This is a genomic window from Aeromonas eucrenophila (assembly GCF_000819865.1).
Lineage (GTDB): Bacteria > Pseudomonadota > Gammaproteobacteria > Enterobacterales > Aeromonadaceae > Aeromonas > Aeromonas eucrenophila.
On record NZ_CDDF01000015.1, the window covers coordinates 41,621 to 59,489 of the forward strand.

General features: G+C 63.5%; 19 protein-coding genes. 11 read left to right on the plus strand and 8 right to left on the minus strand.

The window, feature by feature from the left end; all coding sequences use genetic code 11:
- Nucleotides 1-55: 55 nt before the first annotated feature.
- From BN1124_RS15790 to BN1124_RS15800, 3 genes are all read right to left on the minus strand, one after another.
- A complete protein-coding gene (locus tag BN1124_RS15790; RefSeq protein WP_042643438.1) occupies nt 56-448 on the minus strand; it encodes a DoxX family protein in 393 nt (130 codons plus the stop codon).
- Between the two features lie 83 nt (nt 449-531).
- Complete coding sequence (locus BN1124_RS15795) at nt 532-1,218, minus strand: pirin family protein (protein WP_042643439.1); 687 nt, start codon at nt 1,216-1,218, stop codon at nt 532-534.
- A gap of 30 nt (nt 1,219-1,248) precedes the next feature.
- Complete coding sequence (locus BN1124_RS15800) at nt 1,249-1,575, minus strand: hypothetical protein (protein WP_042643441.1); 327 nt, start codon at nt 1,573-1,575, stop codon at nt 1,249-1,251.
- Nucleotides 1,576-1,834: 259 nt separating this feature from the next.
- On the opposite strand from BN1124_RS15800, the gene BN1124_RS15805 reads away from it, so the two are divergent.
- Both BN1124_RS15805 and BN1124_RS15810 read left to right on the plus strand, forming a co-directional pair.
- A complete protein-coding gene (locus BN1124_RS15805) occupies nt 1,835-2,749 on the plus strand; it encodes a LysR family transcriptional regulator (RefSeq protein WP_033129761.1) in 915 nt (304 codons plus the stop codon).
- Between the two features lie 437 nt (nt 2,750-3,186).
- On the plus strand, nt 3,187-3,951 hold the full coding sequence (locus BN1124_RS15810) for a helix-turn-helix domain-containing protein (protein ID WP_042643443.1): 765 nt from the start codon (nt 3,187-3,189) through the stop codon (nt 3,949-3,951).
- Between the two features lie 73 nt (nt 3,952-4,024).
- On the opposite strand, the gene BN1124_RS15815 is transcribed toward BN1124_RS15810, so the two are convergent.
- Complete coding sequence (locus BN1124_RS15815; protein ID WP_042643444.1) at nt 4,025-4,858, minus strand: UTRA domain-containing protein; 834 nt, start codon at nt 4,856-4,858, stop codon at nt 4,025-4,027.
- 263 nt (nt 4,859-5,121) lie between these two features.
- On the opposite strand from BN1124_RS15815, the gene BN1124_RS15820 reads away from it, so the two are divergent.
- From BN1124_RS15820 to BN1124_RS15845, 6 genes are all read left to right on the plus strand, one after another.
- Nucleotides 5,122-6,168: an ABC transporter substrate-binding protein gene (locus BN1124_RS15820; RefSeq protein WP_042643445.1), complete on the plus strand. Its 1,047-nt coding sequence runs from the start codon at nt 5,122-5,124 to the stop codon at nt 6,166-6,168.
- A gap of 9 nt (nt 6,169-6,177) precedes the next feature.
- Nucleotides 6,178-7,011, plus strand: coding sequence for an alkaline phosphatase family protein (locus tag BN1124_RS15825; RefSeq protein WP_042643446.1), 834 nt, complete (start codon nt 6,178-6,180; stop codon nt 7,009-7,011).
- Nucleotides 7,011-7,907 carry an ABC transporter permease gene (locus tag BN1124_RS15830; protein ID WP_042643448.1) on the plus strand — a complete coding sequence of 299 codons (897 nt, stop codon included), beginning with the start codon at nt 7,011-7,013 and terminating at the stop codon, nt 7,905-7,907. Before BN1124_RS15825 ends, BN1124_RS15830 begins: the two co-directional genes overlap by 1 nt.
- A complete protein-coding gene (locus tag BN1124_RS15835; RefSeq protein ID WP_042643449.1) occupies nt 7,900-8,676 on the plus strand; it encodes an ABC transporter permease in 777 nt (258 codons plus the stop codon). Before BN1124_RS15830 ends, BN1124_RS15835 begins: the two co-directional genes overlap by 8 nt.
- Before the next feature lie 6 nt (nt 8,677-8,682).
- Nucleotides 8,683-9,690: an ABC transporter ATP-binding protein gene (locus BN1124_RS15840; protein WP_042643450.1), complete on the plus strand. Its 1,008-nt coding sequence runs from the start codon at nt 8,683-8,685 to the stop codon at nt 9,688-9,690.
- 86 nt (nt 9,691-9,776) lie between these two features.
- Entirely contained in the window at nt 9,777-10,436 is a 660-nt protein-coding gene (locus BN1124_RS15845; protein WP_042643451.1) for an HAD family hydrolase, read from the plus strand.
- Between the two features lie 15 nt (nt 10,437-10,451).
- Here BN1124_RS15845 and BN1124_RS15850 read toward each other — a convergent pair whose 3' ends face one another.
- Nucleotides 10,452-12,014, minus strand: coding sequence for a sensor domain-containing diguanylate cyclase (locus tag BN1124_RS15850; protein WP_042643452.1), 1,563 nt, complete (start codon nt 12,012-12,014; stop codon nt 10,452-10,454).
- A gap of 167 nt (nt 12,015-12,181) precedes the next feature.
- Here BN1124_RS15850 and BN1124_RS15855 point away from each other — a divergent pair, with 167 nt between their 5' ends.
- Both BN1124_RS15855 and BN1124_RS15860 read left to right on the plus strand, forming a co-directional pair.
- A complete protein-coding gene (locus BN1124_RS15855; RefSeq protein ID WP_042643453.1) occupies nt 12,182-12,622 on the plus strand; it encodes a DUF2214 family protein in 441 nt (146 codons plus the stop codon).
- Nucleotides 12,623-12,858: 236 nt separating this feature from the next.
- Nucleotides 12,859-13,773 (plus strand): DMT family transporter, encoded by a 915-nt coding sequence (locus tag BN1124_RS15860; protein ID WP_042643454.1) that lies wholly within the window; start codon nt 12,859-12,861, stop codon nt 13,771-13,773.
- Between the two features lie 287 nt (nt 13,774-14,060).
- On the opposite strand, the gene BN1124_RS15865 is transcribed toward BN1124_RS15860, so the two are convergent.
- Nucleotides 14,061-14,921 carry an AraC family transcriptional regulator gene (locus BN1124_RS15865; RefSeq protein ID WP_042643455.1) on the minus strand — a complete coding sequence of 287 codons (861 nt, stop codon included), beginning with the start codon at nt 14,919-14,921 and terminating at the stop codon, nt 14,061-14,063.
- A gap of 115 nt (nt 14,922-15,036) precedes the next feature.
- On the minus strand, nt 15,037-15,525 hold the full coding sequence (locus BN1124_RS15870) for a GNAT family N-acetyltransferase (RefSeq protein ID WP_042643495.1): 489 nt from the start codon (nt 15,523-15,525) through the stop codon (nt 15,037-15,039).
- A gap of 163 nt (nt 15,526-15,688) precedes the next feature.
- Between BN1124_RS15870 and BN1124_RS15875 the strand changes: the two genes are divergently transcribed.
- Nucleotides 15,689-17,134 carry a catalase gene (locus tag BN1124_RS15875; protein WP_042643457.1) on the plus strand — a complete coding sequence of 482 codons (1,446 nt, stop codon included), beginning with the start codon at nt 15,689-15,691 and terminating at the stop codon, nt 17,132-17,134.
- A gap of 295 nt (nt 17,135-17,429) precedes the next feature.
- Here the strand turns inward: BN1124_RS15875 and BN1124_RS15880 are convergent, their stop codons facing one another.
- A complete protein-coding gene (locus BN1124_RS15880; protein ID WP_042643459.1) occupies nt 17,430-17,741 on the minus strand; it encodes a YnjH family protein in 312 nt (103 codons plus the stop codon).
- Nucleotides 17,742-17,869 lie beyond the last annotated feature (128 nt).

Consider the following 17,869-nt stretch of genomic DNA (forward strand, 5'->3'; position numbering starts at 1 on the left):
GGCCGGTGCTGCTGCACCGGCCAAAAGGCGTTGGAAAACTTAAACTTGCAGAGACTTACCAGTTCTTGCCGAGACGGGCATCCAGGCTGAAGGCGCCGGCGCCGGCCGCCGCCAGGGCCAGGAAACCACCGGCTACTGAGACGTTCTTCATGAACATCAGCATCTGCATCTGCTCGGCAGGCTGATAGTGGAAAATAAAGGCGGCCATCAGGGTGAAACCACCCATCAACACGGCGATGCTACGGGTGAACAGGCCCAGCATGATGGCAAGACCGCCACCCAGCTCCAGCAGGATCACCAGCGGCAGTATGGCGCCGGGCACGCCCATGGCCTCCATGTAACCCTGGGTACCGGCATAACCGCTGATCTTGCCCCAGCCTGCAATCACGAACATCAGCGCCAGCAATACACGACCCACCAGCAGTGCCACGTCTTTCATCTTGTCCATTTTCAGATTCCTTTGATTACCCATAACTCGTTAATAGTGTAAGACCGAATTGTTAACTCATTAATTTCGCCAAGATTTATTTATCAGGGCAGATCAAACAGCAGGGCCTCACTCGCTTGGGAGGCACTGAGCGACCAGCGCTGCTCGTCACGACTGAGCAGGCCATCGCCGGGGCGGGCAGCCAGACCGTTGCCAGTCAGCTCCCCTGAAATCATTTGCAGGTATCCGTGGCGTCCTTGCAATGCCCATTCGAGGGTCTCACCCTCGGCGAGCTGCAACCGCCACACCTTCGCCTGCTGGCGGATCCTGAAGGATCCTGCCTCGCCATCCGGTGACGCCACCAGCGTCAGCCCGGGCTGGTTTTCAATCTTCTTCTGCTGATAGCCCGGTGTCGTGCCGACTTCGTTCGGCTCGATCCAGATCTGCAACAGGGAGAGCGGCTCGGTCTGCGAGGGGTTGTACTCGCTGTGCCGGATGCCGGACCCTGCGCTCATCAGCTGGAAATCCCCCGCCGGGATCTGCTCGGCATGACCGAGACTGTCCCTGTGCTCTATGGTGCCTTTCAGCACGCAGGTCAGGATCTCCATGTTGGCGTGAGGGTGGGTGGCAAAACCGCCACCCGGCGACACCAGATCCTGGTTGATGACCCGCAGGACAGAGTGCCCCATCCAGTCCGGGTCATAGTAATGACCGAACGAGAAGCTGTGACGTGCGTCCAGCCAGCCAAAGTTGGCCTTGCCTCGCGCTTCTGCGGCTCTCAATTTCATCATGGTGTGCTCCTCAGGTACCAATAGGGTTGCTTAACGCTGGCGACCGTCACCCAGACCGAACGGGATGCGGTAGCTGCTGTTCTCGTTGCCCAGGCTGACCGTCAGGTTGCCCTGGGTACGGCTCGGGATCTGCACCAGCTGGGTGCCAGTCAGGTTCGCATGGACGGATGCCAGCACATCACCGGACTCGTCACGCACCTCCAACATGGGGTTGGCCTTGCCGTCGATGGCGGCGCTGGCCTGCCAGTTGACGAACAGCACGCCCGGGGCGGCGCTGAAGTTGGCGGGAACGGCAGCTTGAGCGGCGGCGGCGGTCATCAGGCCTGCAACGGCCAGCATCTTGATTACGTTTTTCATGTTTCACTCTCTTGTTTTATATGTCATTGCCAAGGCCGGGTCGGCCCGAATCAATGCATCCATGCAAGAGGTTATTCAAATATAGTGTTGTTCTTTTACTGACATCAGACATCTCATCTTGGGTGTCACAGTCCTGAACTATCGCTTATTTGGCCGCTCGGCCTTCCTGCCGAAGCGTTGGTTGAATATTAAGGTCACTTGCCCTAAGTTGTTAGCGAGATAATCTGGCAAACATGTTCAAAAAAATTGAAGGGTAGATATGGCCAAGGAGACCAACAAGGAACGGGCGCTGACCCTGGAAGCCATCCGAGTGCTGGACGCCATCGACCGTCGCGGCAGCTTCGCGGCGGCCGCCGATGAGCTCGGCAAGGTGCCCTCGGCACTGAGCTACACGGTACAGAAGCTGGAGGACGAGCTGGACGCCATGCTGTTCGATCGCAGCGGCCATCGCACCAAGTTCACCCCCGCCGGCCGCATGTTGCTGGAGCAGGGCCGGGTGCTGCTGGAAGCTGCCGAGCACCTGGTGGGCGAGACCCGGGCGCTGGCCCGCGGCTGGGAGACCGACATTACTGTGGCCGTCGATGCCCTGGTGCCGGTGCAGGCGCTCTACCCGCTGGTGGAGCGCCTCGCCGAGCTCACCGACACCCGCCTGCGGTTTCGCGCCGAGGTGCTGGCGGGCAGCTGGGAGTGTCTGGAGGATGGCCGCGCCGACCTGCTCATCTCCTCCCTCAACCCCGATCTGACGCTGACCGGCATCAAGCACCAACTGTTGCAAGAGGAGGTGATGCTCTACGTCGCCCACCCGGATCACCCGCTGCACCAGGAGGCCGAGCCCCTGGCGGACGATACCCTGCGCCGCTATCGCGCCATCGCCATCGCCGACACCGCCCTGCGCAAGCCGGTGCTCACCTATCGCCTGCTGGACAAGCAGCCTCGCCTCACCGTCAGCACCATGAGCGAGAAGCGCGATGCCCTGCTGGCGGGCATAGGCGTCGGCACCATGCCCCAGAGCTGGATCGAGGAAGACATCAAGGCGGGACGGCTCAAGGTGATAGGGCCCGAATATCGGCACCAGATCCAGGTCGCGCTGGCCTGGCGGCGGGATACCATGGGCAAGGCCAAGAGCTGGCTGGTGCGGGAGATCCCCAAGCTGTTCCCCTGCAAGGGGGAATAAGCCGTCTAGGGGGGGCCGACAGCGGGAAGTAGCGAAAGATGCGCCTCTGCCTTGACGGCGGGCTCAGATTTAAGGAAAAGAAAAAGCGGATCTCTCGCGAGTTCCGCTCAATGCCAGGAAAGAAAAAAAACCTTGCGGTTTAAAAACCCTTAATTTGGAAGCAAACAATCGTTTTCCAGGCCGCTGGGGCCGCGAATCCGATCCGGTTCGGATTATGTGCGATGTGCCGTGCATCACCAGCAAAATGTTGAAAGGTTGAAGGATATGCACCGCAAGGTGTCATTATCTGCCACCGGCCTCCTTCCTGGTCGGGCCACGCCGGTCTCTGCCGGCGGGTTTATTTTGCTCAAGATAGACAGGTGTCAAAACTTGAGCCCAAAACAAAAAAAGAACTCACGTTCTGACAAGACACAAAATGCAGATAAAGGATTAGTTGCATGACCTACAGCCAGACCCTGGCCAACCAGATTCTCGACACCCTGAAGAAGGCCCTGACCGACAAGGGGATCCGCTACCAGACCCTGGCGGAGGCCATGGGCGTCTCCATCGCCACCATCAAGCGGATGATGAACAAGCCCTCCCTGCCGTTCGATACCCTGCTGGAGCTATGCCACCTGGTGGGTCTGTCGTTCGAGGAGCTGCTGGATCGCACCCAAGATGCCCAGAGCCGGCGCGCCGTCTTCACCCAGGAGCAGGACGAGGCGTTTCACAAGGAGCCCGGCCTCTACGCCTTCCTCGCCAACATCTTCTGGCGCGACAAGGCGCTGGTGGATCTGAAGCGGGAATATGGCCTGACCGATGCGTCCTGCTACCTCTACCTGCGCAAGCTGGAGCGGCTCGGCATCTTGCAGCTCGGCCTCGACAACAGCTACCACTTCCTCATCAGCGAGCGCATCAGCTTCGAGCAGCACAGCCGCTTCGCCCGCCAGCAGGCGCGCCAGGCCATGGCGGTGCTGGGGGACTATCTGGTGGAGAACATGCACAAGTCCAACAACTACATGGCGCTCTGTCAGCTCCATCTGGACGAGACCGAGGCCATGGCACTGATCGATCGGATGAAGGAGTACTGGCATCAGGAGCTCAAGCTGAACCGCCCCGCCATCGGCCAGCGGGAACACACCAAGACCTACACCATGTCCCTGCAACTGGCGGACTGCGGCTACCAGAGCTTCGACGATCTGATCCCCAATATCGACAACTGATCCCCCGGCCGGGCGCGAGGATCCTCTTTCGCTGTACAGGATCCTTGCCTCCATCAGGACAGGATCCCCTTCCTCATGCCCGGATCTTTCCCTGACTCTCAGCGGGCGTTCCCGCTCTCGTCCCCAACGGGGGCAGGAGCGCCCGGGTGTCTAGGCAGATGCGGATGGCATCCGGTCGCCAGTGCTCGATGTCGCAATCCACCAGCGCCCCCGCCTCGTCATAGTTGACCCGTACCAGCCGCAGCACGGCGCTCCCCGGCGCCAGATTGAGGGCGCGGGCGATGGCGCCCCGCGCCGCCGAGGGGGTGATCTCGAGGCTGGCCCCACCCTGGCCTATGCCATAGCGCTGCGCGTAGAGCTCGGTGAGGGAGCCCGCCAGGGGCGCGCCGGCAATGTCGGGGAAACGGCTCGCCAGCAAATGGTGGCTGACGTGCAACACGGGGCGACCGTCGATCAGCCGCTGGCGGCGGATCTCGTAGAGCGGGGTAAAGGGGGCCAACCCCATCCAGCGACACAGCTCGCTGCTGGCCAGGGCGCCACCGTGGGCCAGCACCCGGGTCTCGGCCACCCGCTGCTGCTCGCCGATCCACTGGTGGAAGTGGGTGTGGATGGCGGGATCATAGGTGAGCCTCGGGGGCGCCACGAACCAGCCGCGCCGCTCGGCGCGGTAGATGAGGCCGTCCGCTTCGAGGCTGGACAACGCCTCCTTGACGGTGATGCGGGTGGTGGCGAAACGCTCGCTCAGGGCCCGCTCGGCGGGCAGCTGCTGCCCCGCCCCCAGCTGGCCGCTGCCGATGTAGCGGCGCAGGATCTGGCAAATCTGTTCACTCTTGGAAGGGCTGCGGCCATCGGCCACCACCTGCTCGCTCAGTCGCGGCTCTCTCACTGTCACTTCCCTGTCGGTCATTCGGCTGGAGTAGACCAGCCGCTATTGGCTCAGAGTTGTACCCTGGCAGGATGACAGCCAGGTGACAGGCTCATCAGCCTTCAAGCGGCTATCTACATACGCGCCCGCCACCGCCCTATCCACACCCTGAAGCAGCTCTGCCCTTCGAGAGAGCACAGGTCTCATTTGTCATCAAACTGCCATCAAAGCGCCCCGCCACCGTCATATTTCCCCTCTAGCATCCCTCTCGAACCTTAACTGACCTAGTCCAGAGGGATGGGATGATGAAAAGCGTGATCGCAAGTGCACTGGCCCTGGCGGCCATCAGTCAACCGCTGTTTGCCGCCGACAATATCGCGGATCTGGAGAAAGCCGCCCGCGGCGAAGGCCAGCTCAACAGCATCGGCATGCCCGACAGCTGGGCCAACTGGAAGGACACCTGGCAGCAGATCGGCAGTGTCTATGGCATCAAGCACCAGGACACCGACATGAGCTCGGCCCAGGAGATCGCCAAGTTTGCCGCCGAGAAGGCCAACGCCACCGCCGACATCGGCGACGTGGGTGGCGCCTTCGGCCCGGTCGCGGTCAAGCAGGGGGTCACCCAGCCCTACAAGCCCTCTACCTGGGCGGACATTCCGAACTGGGCCAAGGACGCGGACGGCCACTGGATGCTGGCCTATACCGGCACCATCGCCTTCCTGATCAACAAGGATCTGGTCAAGGCCGCCCCCACCAGCTGGCAGTCCCTGCTCGGTGGTGACTACAAGGTGACCCTGGGGGATGTGGGTGTCGCTTCCCAGGCCAACAACGGCGTGCTGGCGGCGGCCTATGCCACCGGCGGCAGCGAGAAGAACCTGCAACCGGCGCTGGAGCTGTTCGGCAAGCTGGCCAAGCAGGGTCGACTCTCCCTGAACGACCCCACCATCGCCAACATCGAGAAGGGCGAGGTGGAAGTGGGGGTGCTGTGGGACTTCAACGCCCTGAACTACCGCGACCAGATCGACCCCAAGAAGTTTGATGTGGTGATCCCGAGCGACGGCTCCGTCATCGCCGGCTACACCACCATCATCAACAAGTGGGCCAAAAACCCCAACGCCGCCAAGCTGGCGCGGGAATACATCCTCTCGGACGCCGGTCAAATCAACCTGGCCCGTGGCTATGCCCGCCCCATCCGCGACAACGTCACCCTGCCGGATGACGTCAAGGCCAAGCTGCTGCCGGCGGAGCAATACGCCAACGCCAAGCCGGTGCAGGATCACGCCGCCTGGGAGCAGAGCTCCAAGGCCCTGCCGCGCCAGTGGCAGGAAACCGTCATGATCAACATGCAATAAGGACAGCCTGTGCAACACAAGGTGATAGTGGTACTTGTGGATGGCTTGTCTGCCGAGGTAGCCCACACCATGGGCTACCTCGCTGGCATGGTGGAGGCAGAGCGCGGGCTCTACACGACCCTGACGTGTGCCCTGCCCTCCCTCTCCCGGCCACTCTACGAATGCATCCTGACCGGCGTGCCGCCCGTTACAAGCGGCATCACCCACAACGGCGTCAGTCGCCTCAGTCAACACGACTCCATCTTCCATCTCGCCCGCGCCGCCGGCAAAGGCACCGCCGCCGCTGCCTATCACTGGGTGAGCGAGCTCTACAACCAGAGCCCCTGGCTGCCGCTGCGGGATCGCTTCACCCATGACGAGCAACTGCCGATCCAGCACGGCTGCTTCTACTGGGACGATGGCTACCCCGACAGCCACCTGCTGCTGGACGGCGAATGGCTGCGCACCCAGTACGATCCCGACTTCCTGCTGATCCATCCCATGGGGGTGGACGACGCGGGCCATCGCTTCGGACTGGATTCCCGCCAGTACCGCAATCAGGCGAGACGCATGGACAGCCTGCTGGCCGACCTGCTGCCCCAGTGGCTGGCAGAAGGCTATCAGGTGCTGATCACCGCGGATCACGGCATGAACGAGGATCTCAGCCACGGCGGCACCCTGCCGGAGGAGCGCGGCGTGCCGCTCTGGCTGTTTGGAGAGGCCTTCGTGACCCAGTGGCCGGCCGGCCCCGCACTGCAACAGACCCAGCTCTGTGCCCTGATGGCGGATCTGCTCGGGGTTCCTCACGACAAGCCGAGCGGCCCCCAGCTGCTCAAGGCGAGCCATCAGCGGGAGGTGCACTGATGATGCCCGCCGCCACTGACACACTGACAGCGCAAGGCACACGCCAGGGCCGCACCCGCCGCCACTGGCTGCCCGCCCTGGTGCTGCTGCCCTTCGCCCTGCTGATGATACTGTTCCAGCTCGCCCCCATGATATGGGTGCTGGTGGGCAGCTTCCAGACGCCGGACGGCTGGGGGCTGGCCCATTACCGGGAGATCCTGAGCTCCCCCTTCTACCTGCAATCCTTTGGCAACTCGTTTCGCATCGCCGGCATCGCCAGCCTGGCGGGGCTCGCCATCGGCACCCTGGGGGCGGCCGCCCTGCGCCACAGCGGCGAGGGGATCAAGCGCCTGCTGCTGGCCTTCGTCACCATGACCAGCAACTTCAGCGGCGTGCCGCTGGCCTTCGCCTTCATCATCGTGCTCGGCATCAACGGTGCCATCACCCTGCTGCTCAAATCCTGGGGCTGGATTGACGGCTTCAACCTCTACTCGGGCAGCGGCCTCATCCTCATCTACACCTACTTCCAGATACCGCTGGCCCTCTTGCTGCTCTACCCGGCCTTCGATGCCCTGCAGGATGACTGGCCCCAGGCCGCCGCCCTGCTCGGCGCCAGCAAGCGGCAATACGTGTGGCACGTGGCGCTGCCGGTGCTCACCCCCGCCCTGCTCGGCACCCTGATCATCCTGTTCGCCAATGCGGTGGGGGCCTATGCCTCCGCCTACGCCCTCACCACGGGCAACTTCAACCTAGTGACCATCAGGGTGGCCAGCCTGGTCTCCGGCGACATCTTCCTCGAGCCGAACCTGGCGGCGGCGCTGGCGGTGATCCTGATGGTGCTGCTGGGGGTGGTCACGGCCGCCAACCAGTGGCTGCTGAAAAAGAGCTATGTGAACAAGGGGAACCAGCATGCGTGACCTGAAACCGAGCTGGCCACGCTGGGTGCTTGGCGCCCTGGTGGCGACCCTGTTGTTGCCGCTACTGGCCACCTTCCTCTACTCCATCTCCACCCGCTGGGGCGCCACCCTGCTGCCGGATGGCTTCACCCTCGACTGGTATCTGAAATTGTGGGGGGATCCCCGCTTCCTGGCCGCCTTCGGCCGCAGCCTGCTGGTCTGCTTCGCGACCCTGCTGCTGGGGACACTCGTGCTGGTGCCGACCGTGCTGGTAGTGGCTTATTACTTCCCCAAGCTGGATCCCTGGATGAATCTGCTGATCCTGCTGCCCTTCGCGGTGCCCCCCGTGGTCTCCTCGGTGGGCCTGCTGCAGATCTACGCCGACGGCCCCCTGCCCCTCATCGGTACGCCCTGGATCCTGGTGGGCACCTGGTTCACCATAGTGCTGCCCTTCATGTACCGGGCCCTGGCCAACAACCTGCAAGGGATCCCCCTCAAGGATCTGATGGACGCCGCCCACCTGCTCGGAGCCAGCAGCGCCCGCGCCTTCGCGCTGGTGGTACTGCCCTGCCTGCGCAAGGGCTTGCTGGCGGCGCTGTTCCTGTCCCTCTCCTTCCTGCTCGGGGAGTTCGTGTTCGCCAACATGCTGGTGGGCACCCGCTACGAGACCCTGCAGGTCTATCTCTACAACATGCGCGCCACCTCGGGGCACTTCACCAGCGCCCTGGTGATGAGCTACTTCCTGCTGACCCTGCTGCTCACCTGGGCGGCGAACAGATTCCATCGGTGATCCAAGATGTTTCATCTAGAAGTCAATCAGTTACACAAGTCCTACGGCGAGACCCGGGTGTTCGAGGGGATCGAATTTGGCATCCGCAAGGGGGAGCTGGTGACCCTGCTCGGCCCCTCCGGCTGCGGCAAGTCCACCCTGCTGCGGGCACTGGCCGGACTGACCCCGGTCGACGGCGGCCAGATCCGGGTCGCCGGTGAAGACATCACCTGGCAGGCCCCCCAGCAGCGCGGCATCGGCATGGTGTTCCAGAGCTATGCCCTGTTCCCGAACATGACAGTGTGGGACAACGTGGCCTTCGGCCTGCGCATGAAGCCCCAGCCGGGGCGGGAGCTGGCCGCCAGCGTGCGGGAGGTGCTCGCACTGGTGGAGCTCGAAGACTTGGCGAAGCGCTACCCGAGCGAGCTCTCCGGCGGCCAGCGCCAGCGGGTGGCCCTGGCCCGCGCCTTGGTGGTGCGACCGCGCATCCTGCTGCTGGACGAGCCGCTGTCGGCGCTGGATGCCCGCATCCGCCGCAGCCTGCGCCAGCAGATCCGCGAGATCCAGCAGCGGCTCGAGCTGACCACCTTGTTCGTCACCCACGATCAGGAGGAGGCGCTGACCCTGTCGGATCGGGTGTTCCTGATGGACAGGGGGCGCATAGTGCAGAGCGGCAGCCCGGAGCAGATCTACACCCAGCCCGCCAACGCCTTCGTGGCGGGGTTCATCGGCCACTACAACCTGCTGGATCCCGAACAGGCCAAGTCCCTGCTCGGCCCGCGGGGGCACAGTCGGCTGGCCCTGCGCCCCGAGTCCATCAGCCTGCTGCCGGCGGGCACCGAAGGCCACGAACACAGCCTGCCCGGCATCGTTCGCCAGCAGCAGTTGCTCGGCAACGTCATCCGCTACCAGGTCGAATGCGAGGCCGGGCTGCTGACGGTGGATGTGCTCAACCGCTCGGCCAGGGATCTGCTGGCGGTGGGCACCAGAGTCACCCTGGCGGTGGCCCGGGATCAGCTGTGTGAGGTAGCATAAGCCCATGGTTTGCATTCTTTTTTCGGCGGTTGCGCGGCCAGAGCGCAGCCCCTCATCGCCCCCCTTTTTGAAAGCAAGGAGCCCACATGGCACTGGCACTGTTTGATTTGGACGAGACCCTGATTGCCGGAGACTGTGCCAGCCTCTGGCTGGAGTACATGGTGGCCGAGGAGCTGGCCCCGGCGACCATGGTGGCCGAGGAGCAGGCCATGATGTCCCTCTACCATCAGGGCAAGATGGACATGCACCAGTACATGGCTTTCACCCTGCAACCCCTGGTGGGCAAGTCACAGGACTGGCTCGCACAGCAGTGCCAGCACTTCGCCGAGGGGGTGCTGCGGGAGCGGCTCTATCCACAGGGGCTGGCCCGTATCGAGTGGCACAGGGAGCGCGGCGATGTGCTGGTGCTGATCTCCGCCTCCGGCGAGCACCTGGTGGCCCCCATGGCCCGCATGCTGGGGATGGATCACTGCGTCGCCATCCTGCTGGACGAGGAAGCCGGCATGCTGACCGGCCAGACCCGGGGCACCTTAAGCTTTCGGGAGGGCAAGGTGGCCCGCATCAACCAGCTGTTCGCCGGGCAGCCCGGGATCTGGCAGGAGAGCCACGGCTACAGCGACTCCCACAACGATCTGCCACTGCTGCGGGCGGTGACCCATCCCCATGCGGTCAACCCCGCCCCCGGCCTGCGCCAGGTGGCCGAGGAGTTGCGCTGGCCGATCCTGGCCTGGCAACTGGCGACCTGAATGCGGAAGGGACCCTCAGGTCCCTTCATTGCTCAGTGTCGCGACTCTGGGCGCTGACGCCCCCTCGGCTCCCGGCGGTTGGCCGAGGTAGATGCGGTTCTTGCCATCATGTTTGGCGCGATACACCTCGGCATCCGCCAGCTCCAGCAAGGCCTTGGCATCCAGACCCGGCGCGCTGGCCACCAGCCCGCCGCTGAAGGTGATGGCGAGGCCGGGTTCGCGCCAGTCCAGGGACGCCACCCCGATCCTGAACTGCTCCAGCAGCAGGTGGCAGAAGTGGATGTCCGGGTTGATCAGCAGCACCGTCAGCTCCTCGCCGCCGTAGCGGCAAACCCAGCCGTGATCCCCCAACAGCCGGTTGCCGAGCTTGGCCACCCGCTTGAGCACCACGTCCCCGGTCTGATGGCCATAGGTGTCGTTGACCCGCTTGAAGTTGTCCAGATCCAGCATGGCCAGACAGAAGGGCTGGTGCTCGAACAGCAGCAGACCCAGCCGCTCGTCGAAGAAGCGCCGGTTGTAGAGGCCGGTCAGCTTGTCCATGTTCGCCTGCTGGCGCACCTCGTGATAATCCTTGCTCACCTCGGCCAGCTCGGCATAGACGTGCCTTAGCTCGCGCATGCCCCCCTGGGGCACATCGTCTGGCTGCAGCCGGCTGGCGCGGATCATGGTGGATATCTCGTCCAGCATGCGCCTGAAGTAACGGGCCCAGAACAGCGCAAGCAGCGCATAGAGCACGCAGGCCAGCACCACCACCCCCAGCACGTTGAAGGAGGCGCGCGCCACCACGGCCTGGAAACTGGCCGCCGGTTGCACGCTGATCAGCACCCAGTTCCAGTGCGGCAGCCGGCGATAGGCCACAAACTGCTGGGTCTGGGTATCGAGGAAGATGCCCTCTGCATTGCTAAAACGCGCGAGCCAGTGGGGACTGGGCATAGTCTTGAGCAGCCAGCTCGCGTCAGGATAGGCCAGCACCTTGCCGGACTGGTTGATGATCATCTGGTAGCCCGCCTCCGGCTGCTTGTTCAGCTGGGCCGAGAAGGGAGCCAGTACCACGTCGATGGCCACCACGGCCTGTATCTTGCCTTCCCGATCGGACAGGGTCCGCGCCAGGGAGATCATCAGCTTGTCGTGCAGCACGCCGTAGCCCTGATAGGGATCCGTCCACACCAGCTTGCCCGCCTGCTGGCTGGCCAGCCGATACCAGGGGCGCGTTCTGGGATCGTAGTCGGCGGGCACCTCGGGTCTGGGGTAGATGAGGAAATCCCCCCTGGCGGTGCCGACATAGGCGGAGTCGAGATCCGCCATGACCCCCTTGTAGAGCGCCCACTCCTGCAGATAGCGCTCCCCGTGCCGCAGCCCGGCGCCGCTGAAGTCCTCGACCTGCGTCTTGTCGTAGATCAGGTTGAACTGGCGTTCCAGCTCGCTCAGGTAGGGTTCGATGAAGGTGTGTTGCAACTGCTTGTTGGTGGCGAGCAGGCGCTGCTGCAGATCGATTTGGAGGCTGCGCTCCATGTGCAGGTAGTAGATACTGCCCAGCATCAGCACCGGCAGGAAAAGCAATGCCAGCCCCAGTCGCATCCTGGCAACCAGAGACCAGTTTTGAGTGGTTTCAACCCGCGTGTCTTGCTTGGCCAATCCAGGCCCTCGGCTATCGTCAGATGCGATGTAGTGTGAGAATATCAGCCCCGCCTAACGGCGTCCAAGAGGAAGCTTGTGATGTGCCGGACGAGAAGGAATTCCCATAAATGTTGAACCAGGACCTGCTGACGGCGATCCACTATTGCGCCGTGATCACCCTGACCGGCGCCGTGACGTCGGAATATTTTCTGTTTCGCCGTGGCATGTCCATCGAGCAGGTGCGCAAGCTGCTGATCGCGGACAGCCTGGTGGCGCTGGCCCTGCTGCTCATCTTCATCACCGGCGTGTTGCAGGTGTTCAACCACGATCTGACGCCGAGGGTCCTGCTCGCCAACCCCGGCTATCGCATCAAGCTGCTGCTGTTCTTCTGCATGGTCATCAGCTTTGGCTACCCCAGCCGGCTGTTCCAGCGCTGGCGCCACTCCCTGCGCCAGGGGCACGCCCCCATGGTGTCCATCCAGCAGCAATTCTGGGTGGTCTGGATCCTGCGCGGCAACCTGCTGCTGCTCGCCCTGATCCCGCTGCTGGCCAAGCTCGCCAACAGTTGAGGTGGTGCCCTTTCGCAGTGATATTGGCTGAGCCAGCACCTGCGCAGCCATTTGCTGCTACCCGCCCTGATCTCCCTGCTGGCCAAGCTCGCCAATGGCTGAGGACACCTGACACTCGACCCAAGCCGCGGATCAAAGAGTGAAAATGGCTGGCGACAAGCCCCCCCGCAGACGGGTATCGTACTGACAGAGGCCGTGGAGTGCCGCTGTGACTGTCTTTTCAGGGATGAATCCGTATGCGTTCGAACATGATGTTATTGATGGCCGCCGCCATCTGGGGGCTGGGCTTCGTGGCCCAACGCCTGGGGATGGACCACATGGGGCCCTTCACCTTCAACGGCCTGCGCTTCCTGCTCGGCGCCCTCTCCCTGCTACCGCTGTTGTGGTGGCTCAAGTCGCGTCAACCCAGCGCGCCATCCGGGTCATCGTCCGGCGAGCGCCGGCTGCTGCTGACCGGTGGCCTTATCGCCGGCACAGTGCTGTTCAGCGCCGCCTCCCTGCAACAGGTGGGACTGCTCTACACCACCGCCGCCAAGGCGGGGTTCATCACCGGCCTCTACATCATACTGGTGCCCGTCATCGGACTGTTACTGCGCCACAAGACCGGGGCCAACACCTGGGTCGGCGCCCTCATCGCCATGGCCGGGCTCTACTACCTCAGCGTGACCGACGACTTCACCATCGGCTACGGGGATCTGCTGCAGGTGGTCGGCGCCCTGTTCTGGGCCATTCACCTGCTGCTGCTGGATCACTACTCGAACCGGGTTGCCCCCATCCGCCTCGCAGGCGTGCAGTTCGTGGTGTGCGGCCTGCTGAGCCTGGCCACCGCCTTCGTCATCGAGACCCCGACCCTGAGTGGCGCCGTGGCGGGCTGGCAGGCGCTGCTCTATGCCGGGCTGGTGTCGGTCGGCATCGGTTACACCCTGCAGGTGGTGGGTCAGCGCGGCGCCCACCCGGCCCATGCCGCCATCATCCTCAGCCTGGAGACGGTGTTTGCCGCCATCGGTGGCGTGCTGCTGCTCGGTGAGACCCTGGATGAACGGGCCATCGTCGGCTGCTCCCTGATGCTGGCGGGCATGCTGATCTCCCAGATCCGCCTGCGCTGGTGGTGGAAGTCCCGCCGAGACAAGGTGCCCAGCCAATCTCAATGAGCGTGTCATTATCGGTCGGCTGCTCCCTGATGCTGGCGGGCATGCTGATCTCCCAAATCCGCCTGCGCTGGTGGTGGAAATCCCGCCGGGACAAGGTGCCCAGCCAGTCCTAGCGGGACGTGATCAACGGCCAGCGTTGCACACCCTTGATGGAGCACCGCCGAGATCCCTTACGGATGTGAGAAACCCGCTGCGAGCCCAGATGCAAAGAGGAGCCATCACTGGCTCCTCTTGGTTTTATCTCGCATATCGACTGTTTTTCAGTCTTGAAGCAGTCGTCCTGACTATCAGGCTTTTACGTTGGAGCAGAAGCTCACGTCATCGCGCAGGGGATCGTTGCTCACGCTGTGGTAGAGCTCGAAGCAGGGTCCACTGCCAAATTCCAGCCCGGCGGCGACTATGTCATTGATGTGCTCCTGCCAGCGCGGTCCGTACTGGCTTCTGTCCGTGATGAGATAACGAGACTGGGCGTAGCGACCGGCGGGGATAAGCTGGGTTTCCACCTCCCCCTCGCCCCGGGTCTGGGGCGGCACAGTGATGCCGATGTCGGTGCGGCACTGGGCCGGCGGCGTCACCTCGGGGTTGTCGTGGTAGATGAAGATCCACTCCCCGCCCTCTAGCCCGCGCGCGGCAGCCCATTGATGCAGGCGGCCGCAGACCACGTCATAGCCTTCCCCATAGGGGCCTGTCACCCGGATATAGGCCAGGGTGCGGGCATCCATCTCGACGGTTTTCATGTTGTTGCTCCTTGCTGATGAGTGGCCTTCAGCATAAGGGAGCAGTCCGTCCCAAGCGTGTCCATCCTTGCTCTCATGGTGTCCATTCTTGCGCTTGTCACGGCGAAACTCGCCGGGGGCACAGCCGTAGTGGCGGCGAAACGCCTTGGCAAAGGCCTGGGAACTGGCGAGCCCCGCTCCCAGCGCAATGGCCGTGACGCTGGCATCCGTGTAGCACAGCTGCCAGGCCGCCCGCTGCATGCGCAGGCGCCGGCACATCTCCCCCGGCGCTTCCCCCACCACGGCGGTGAATACCCGGTGGAAGTGGAAGAGGGAGAGACAGGCCAGCGCCGCCAGCGCCTCGATGGAGAGCTCGGGATCCTGCTCCAGCGCCCGGATGGCGGGCCGCAGGCGGGCGCGATAGTCGATCATGGCAGCGTCACTCTTATGGCAATCAGATCCGTCCCACTCTCTAGCACATCGACGCAGTAGAACTGGTGATATAACCCGCTATGGCGGGCGCATCTCTGACAGGCGCGATAATCGATCATGGCAATCTGACCCGCCCCATATGCAGGGCGTCCACGAAGCGTCCCTCGCGAAACGCATAGGCGGGGGAGCAGCCCTCCTGCTCGAAGCCATGCTTGCGATAGAGCGCGATGGCGGCCGCATTGTCGCTGTAGACCGTCAGCTCGAGCCGTTGCAGGTTGAGCCAGTTGTCCGCCAGATCCACCGCCGCCCCCAGCAGGGCCGAGCCCACGCCGCGGCCAGCCCAGTCATCCCGCACCCCCATGCCAAAAGAGCCCACATGGCGGCGCCGTGGGTTCGCCTCCAGCCAGAGCCTGAGATCCCCCACCAGCAGCTCATCCACCGTGGCCACCAGGCCGTAGCCGCTGCGCTCCGCCAACCGTTGCTGCCACATGGCCAGGGTCGGATAGGGCATCTGCAGAGTGCCCGCCTGGGCCTTTGGCATGGCATAGAGATCCCGCAGCCCCTGGGCATCCCCGGCCTCCGCCTGACGAATCCTGATCTCAATCATCCCCTCTCCTCCCTGATGTGTGAACGTCCGTCCAAAATAGCGCCCTTTGTGTCCGTAGCCAACTCCATTAGGGCCACCTATCAAACACTTAGAGCTGACCGATTGGCCCCGCTCGCGCCCCTTGCCGTATCGTGCCTCCATCATCACAAGGAGATGCCCCATGACTGACAAGACCCTGCACAGCGCCAACGGTGCCCCCGTCGTCGACAACAACAACAGCCTGACCGCCGGCCCCCGTGGCCCGGTGCTGATGCAAGACATCTGGTTGATGGAGAAGCTGGCCCACTTCGACCGGGAACGGATCCCGGAGCGGGTGGTGCACGCCAAGGGCTCCGGCGCCTACGGCACCTTCACCGTCACCCACGACATCAGCCAGTTCAGCAAGGCCGATCTGTTCAACGCCGTCGGCAAACAGACTCCGGTGTTCCTGCGCTTCTCCACCGTCGCCGGTGAGAAGGGGGCCGCCGATGCGGAGCGCGATGTGCGCGGCTTCGCCCTGAAGTTCTACACCGAGCAGGGCAACTGGGATCTGGTGGGCAACAACACCCCGGTCTTCTTTATCCGCGACCCGCTGAAATTCCCGGACTTCATCCACACCCAGAAGCGGGATCCCCGCACCAACCTGCGCAGCGCCACCGCCGCCTGGGACTTCTGGTCCCGCCACCCGGAATCCCTGCACCAGATCACCACATTGTTCAGCGACCGCGGCATCCCCAAGAGCCTGCGGGAGATGAACGGCTACGGCAGCCACACCTTCAGCTTCATCAACGACGCCAACGAGCGCTTCTGGGTCAAGTTCCACTTCAAGACCGAGCAGGGCCACAGCTTCTACACCGATGAAGAGGCCGCCAAGGTGGTCGGCCGGGACAGGGAGAGCAGCCAGGCGGATCTGTTCAACGCCATCGAGCAGGGCGACTTCCCGCGCTGGAAGGTCCATGTGCAGATCATGCCGGAGGCCGAGGCCCATACCTATGAGATCCACCCGTTCGATCTCACAAAGGTATGGCCCCACAAGGATTACCCGCTGATCCCGCTGGGAGTGCTGGAGCTCAACAAGAACCCGGACAACTACTTCGCCCACGTGGAGCAGGCCGCCTTCACCCCGGCCAACGTGGTGCCCGGCATCGGCTTCTCGCCGGATCGCATGCTGCAGGGACGGCTCTTCTCCTACGGTGACACCCAGCGCTACCGCCTCGGGGTCAACCACGGTCTGCTGCCGGTCAACGCCCCCCGCTGCCCGTTCAGCGGCGCCCACCGCGACGGCGCCATGCGAGCGGACAGCAACGGCGGCGCCAGCCCGAACTACCAGCCGAACCGCTTCGGCACCCAGACCCCGAGCGAGCAGCACGAGCCTGCCCTGAGCCTGGAAGGAGCCGCCCTGCACTACGACTTCCGCGACTATGATGACGACTACTACAGCCAGCCTGGCAACCTGTTTCGCATCATGGACGAGGGGCAGCGCTCACGCCTCGCCGCCAACCTGGCGCGCTCTCTGGTCAACGTGGAAGACGACGCCATCGTCCAGGCCCAGCTCAGGCACTTCGAGCAGGCGGATCCGGAATACGCCAAGCGGGTCGCCCTGGCACTGGCCGCCCTGCAACGCTAACCATCTGACAGGCAATAAAAAAGGAGGCCATCTGGCCTCTTTTTTGCGATCTAAAAAGACAAATAAAAACGGGGCCCTGAGGCCCCGTTTTCCAAGTTAATCATCAATCCCGAACGGAACGCGCTTCGCGCTCTGCCCGCTCCCGTACCAATAGGCGTTTATACCACCAGCTACTACGACGACGTTGCATATTGGAAGAGCGACGAGCCATTGCTTAGATCCCACCCAAGAGAAGAAAGAGCCGCATTATGCGATAGAGATCACGCCCATGTCTGTAGCTGGATCAAGAAAAGGCTCACTGACTCACCCTGATCGTCTCCCGGTTGCGGCTCCCCTCGGCGGCGGGCTGATACAGCTGAGGCTCATGCCAGACCAGGGAGCCATTGCTCTCCTGCGCGTTCTGGGGGCCGCACTCCAGCCAGACATCCCCCTGCTGGATGCGGGCACCCTGGGAGTATTTCTGATCCTGATACCAGCAGACCCGCTCCGGCAAGGAGCCGAGCGGCAGCACCAGATCCGTGCCCACCGAGTGGGTCAGGGGAGCCGGGGCAGAAAAAACGGTAGATGGCGCACTCAGCACCAGCAGACAGAACAAGGAGCGGATCATGGGATGACACCTGTGACAACGAAAGCCTGATCTCCCAAGGCGACCATCTGCGTCGCCGACTTGACCAATAAATGTCGGCCCGTCTGGCATTCCGGAAGCAATATGGTAGCCTGCCTGCGCCCGCCGCC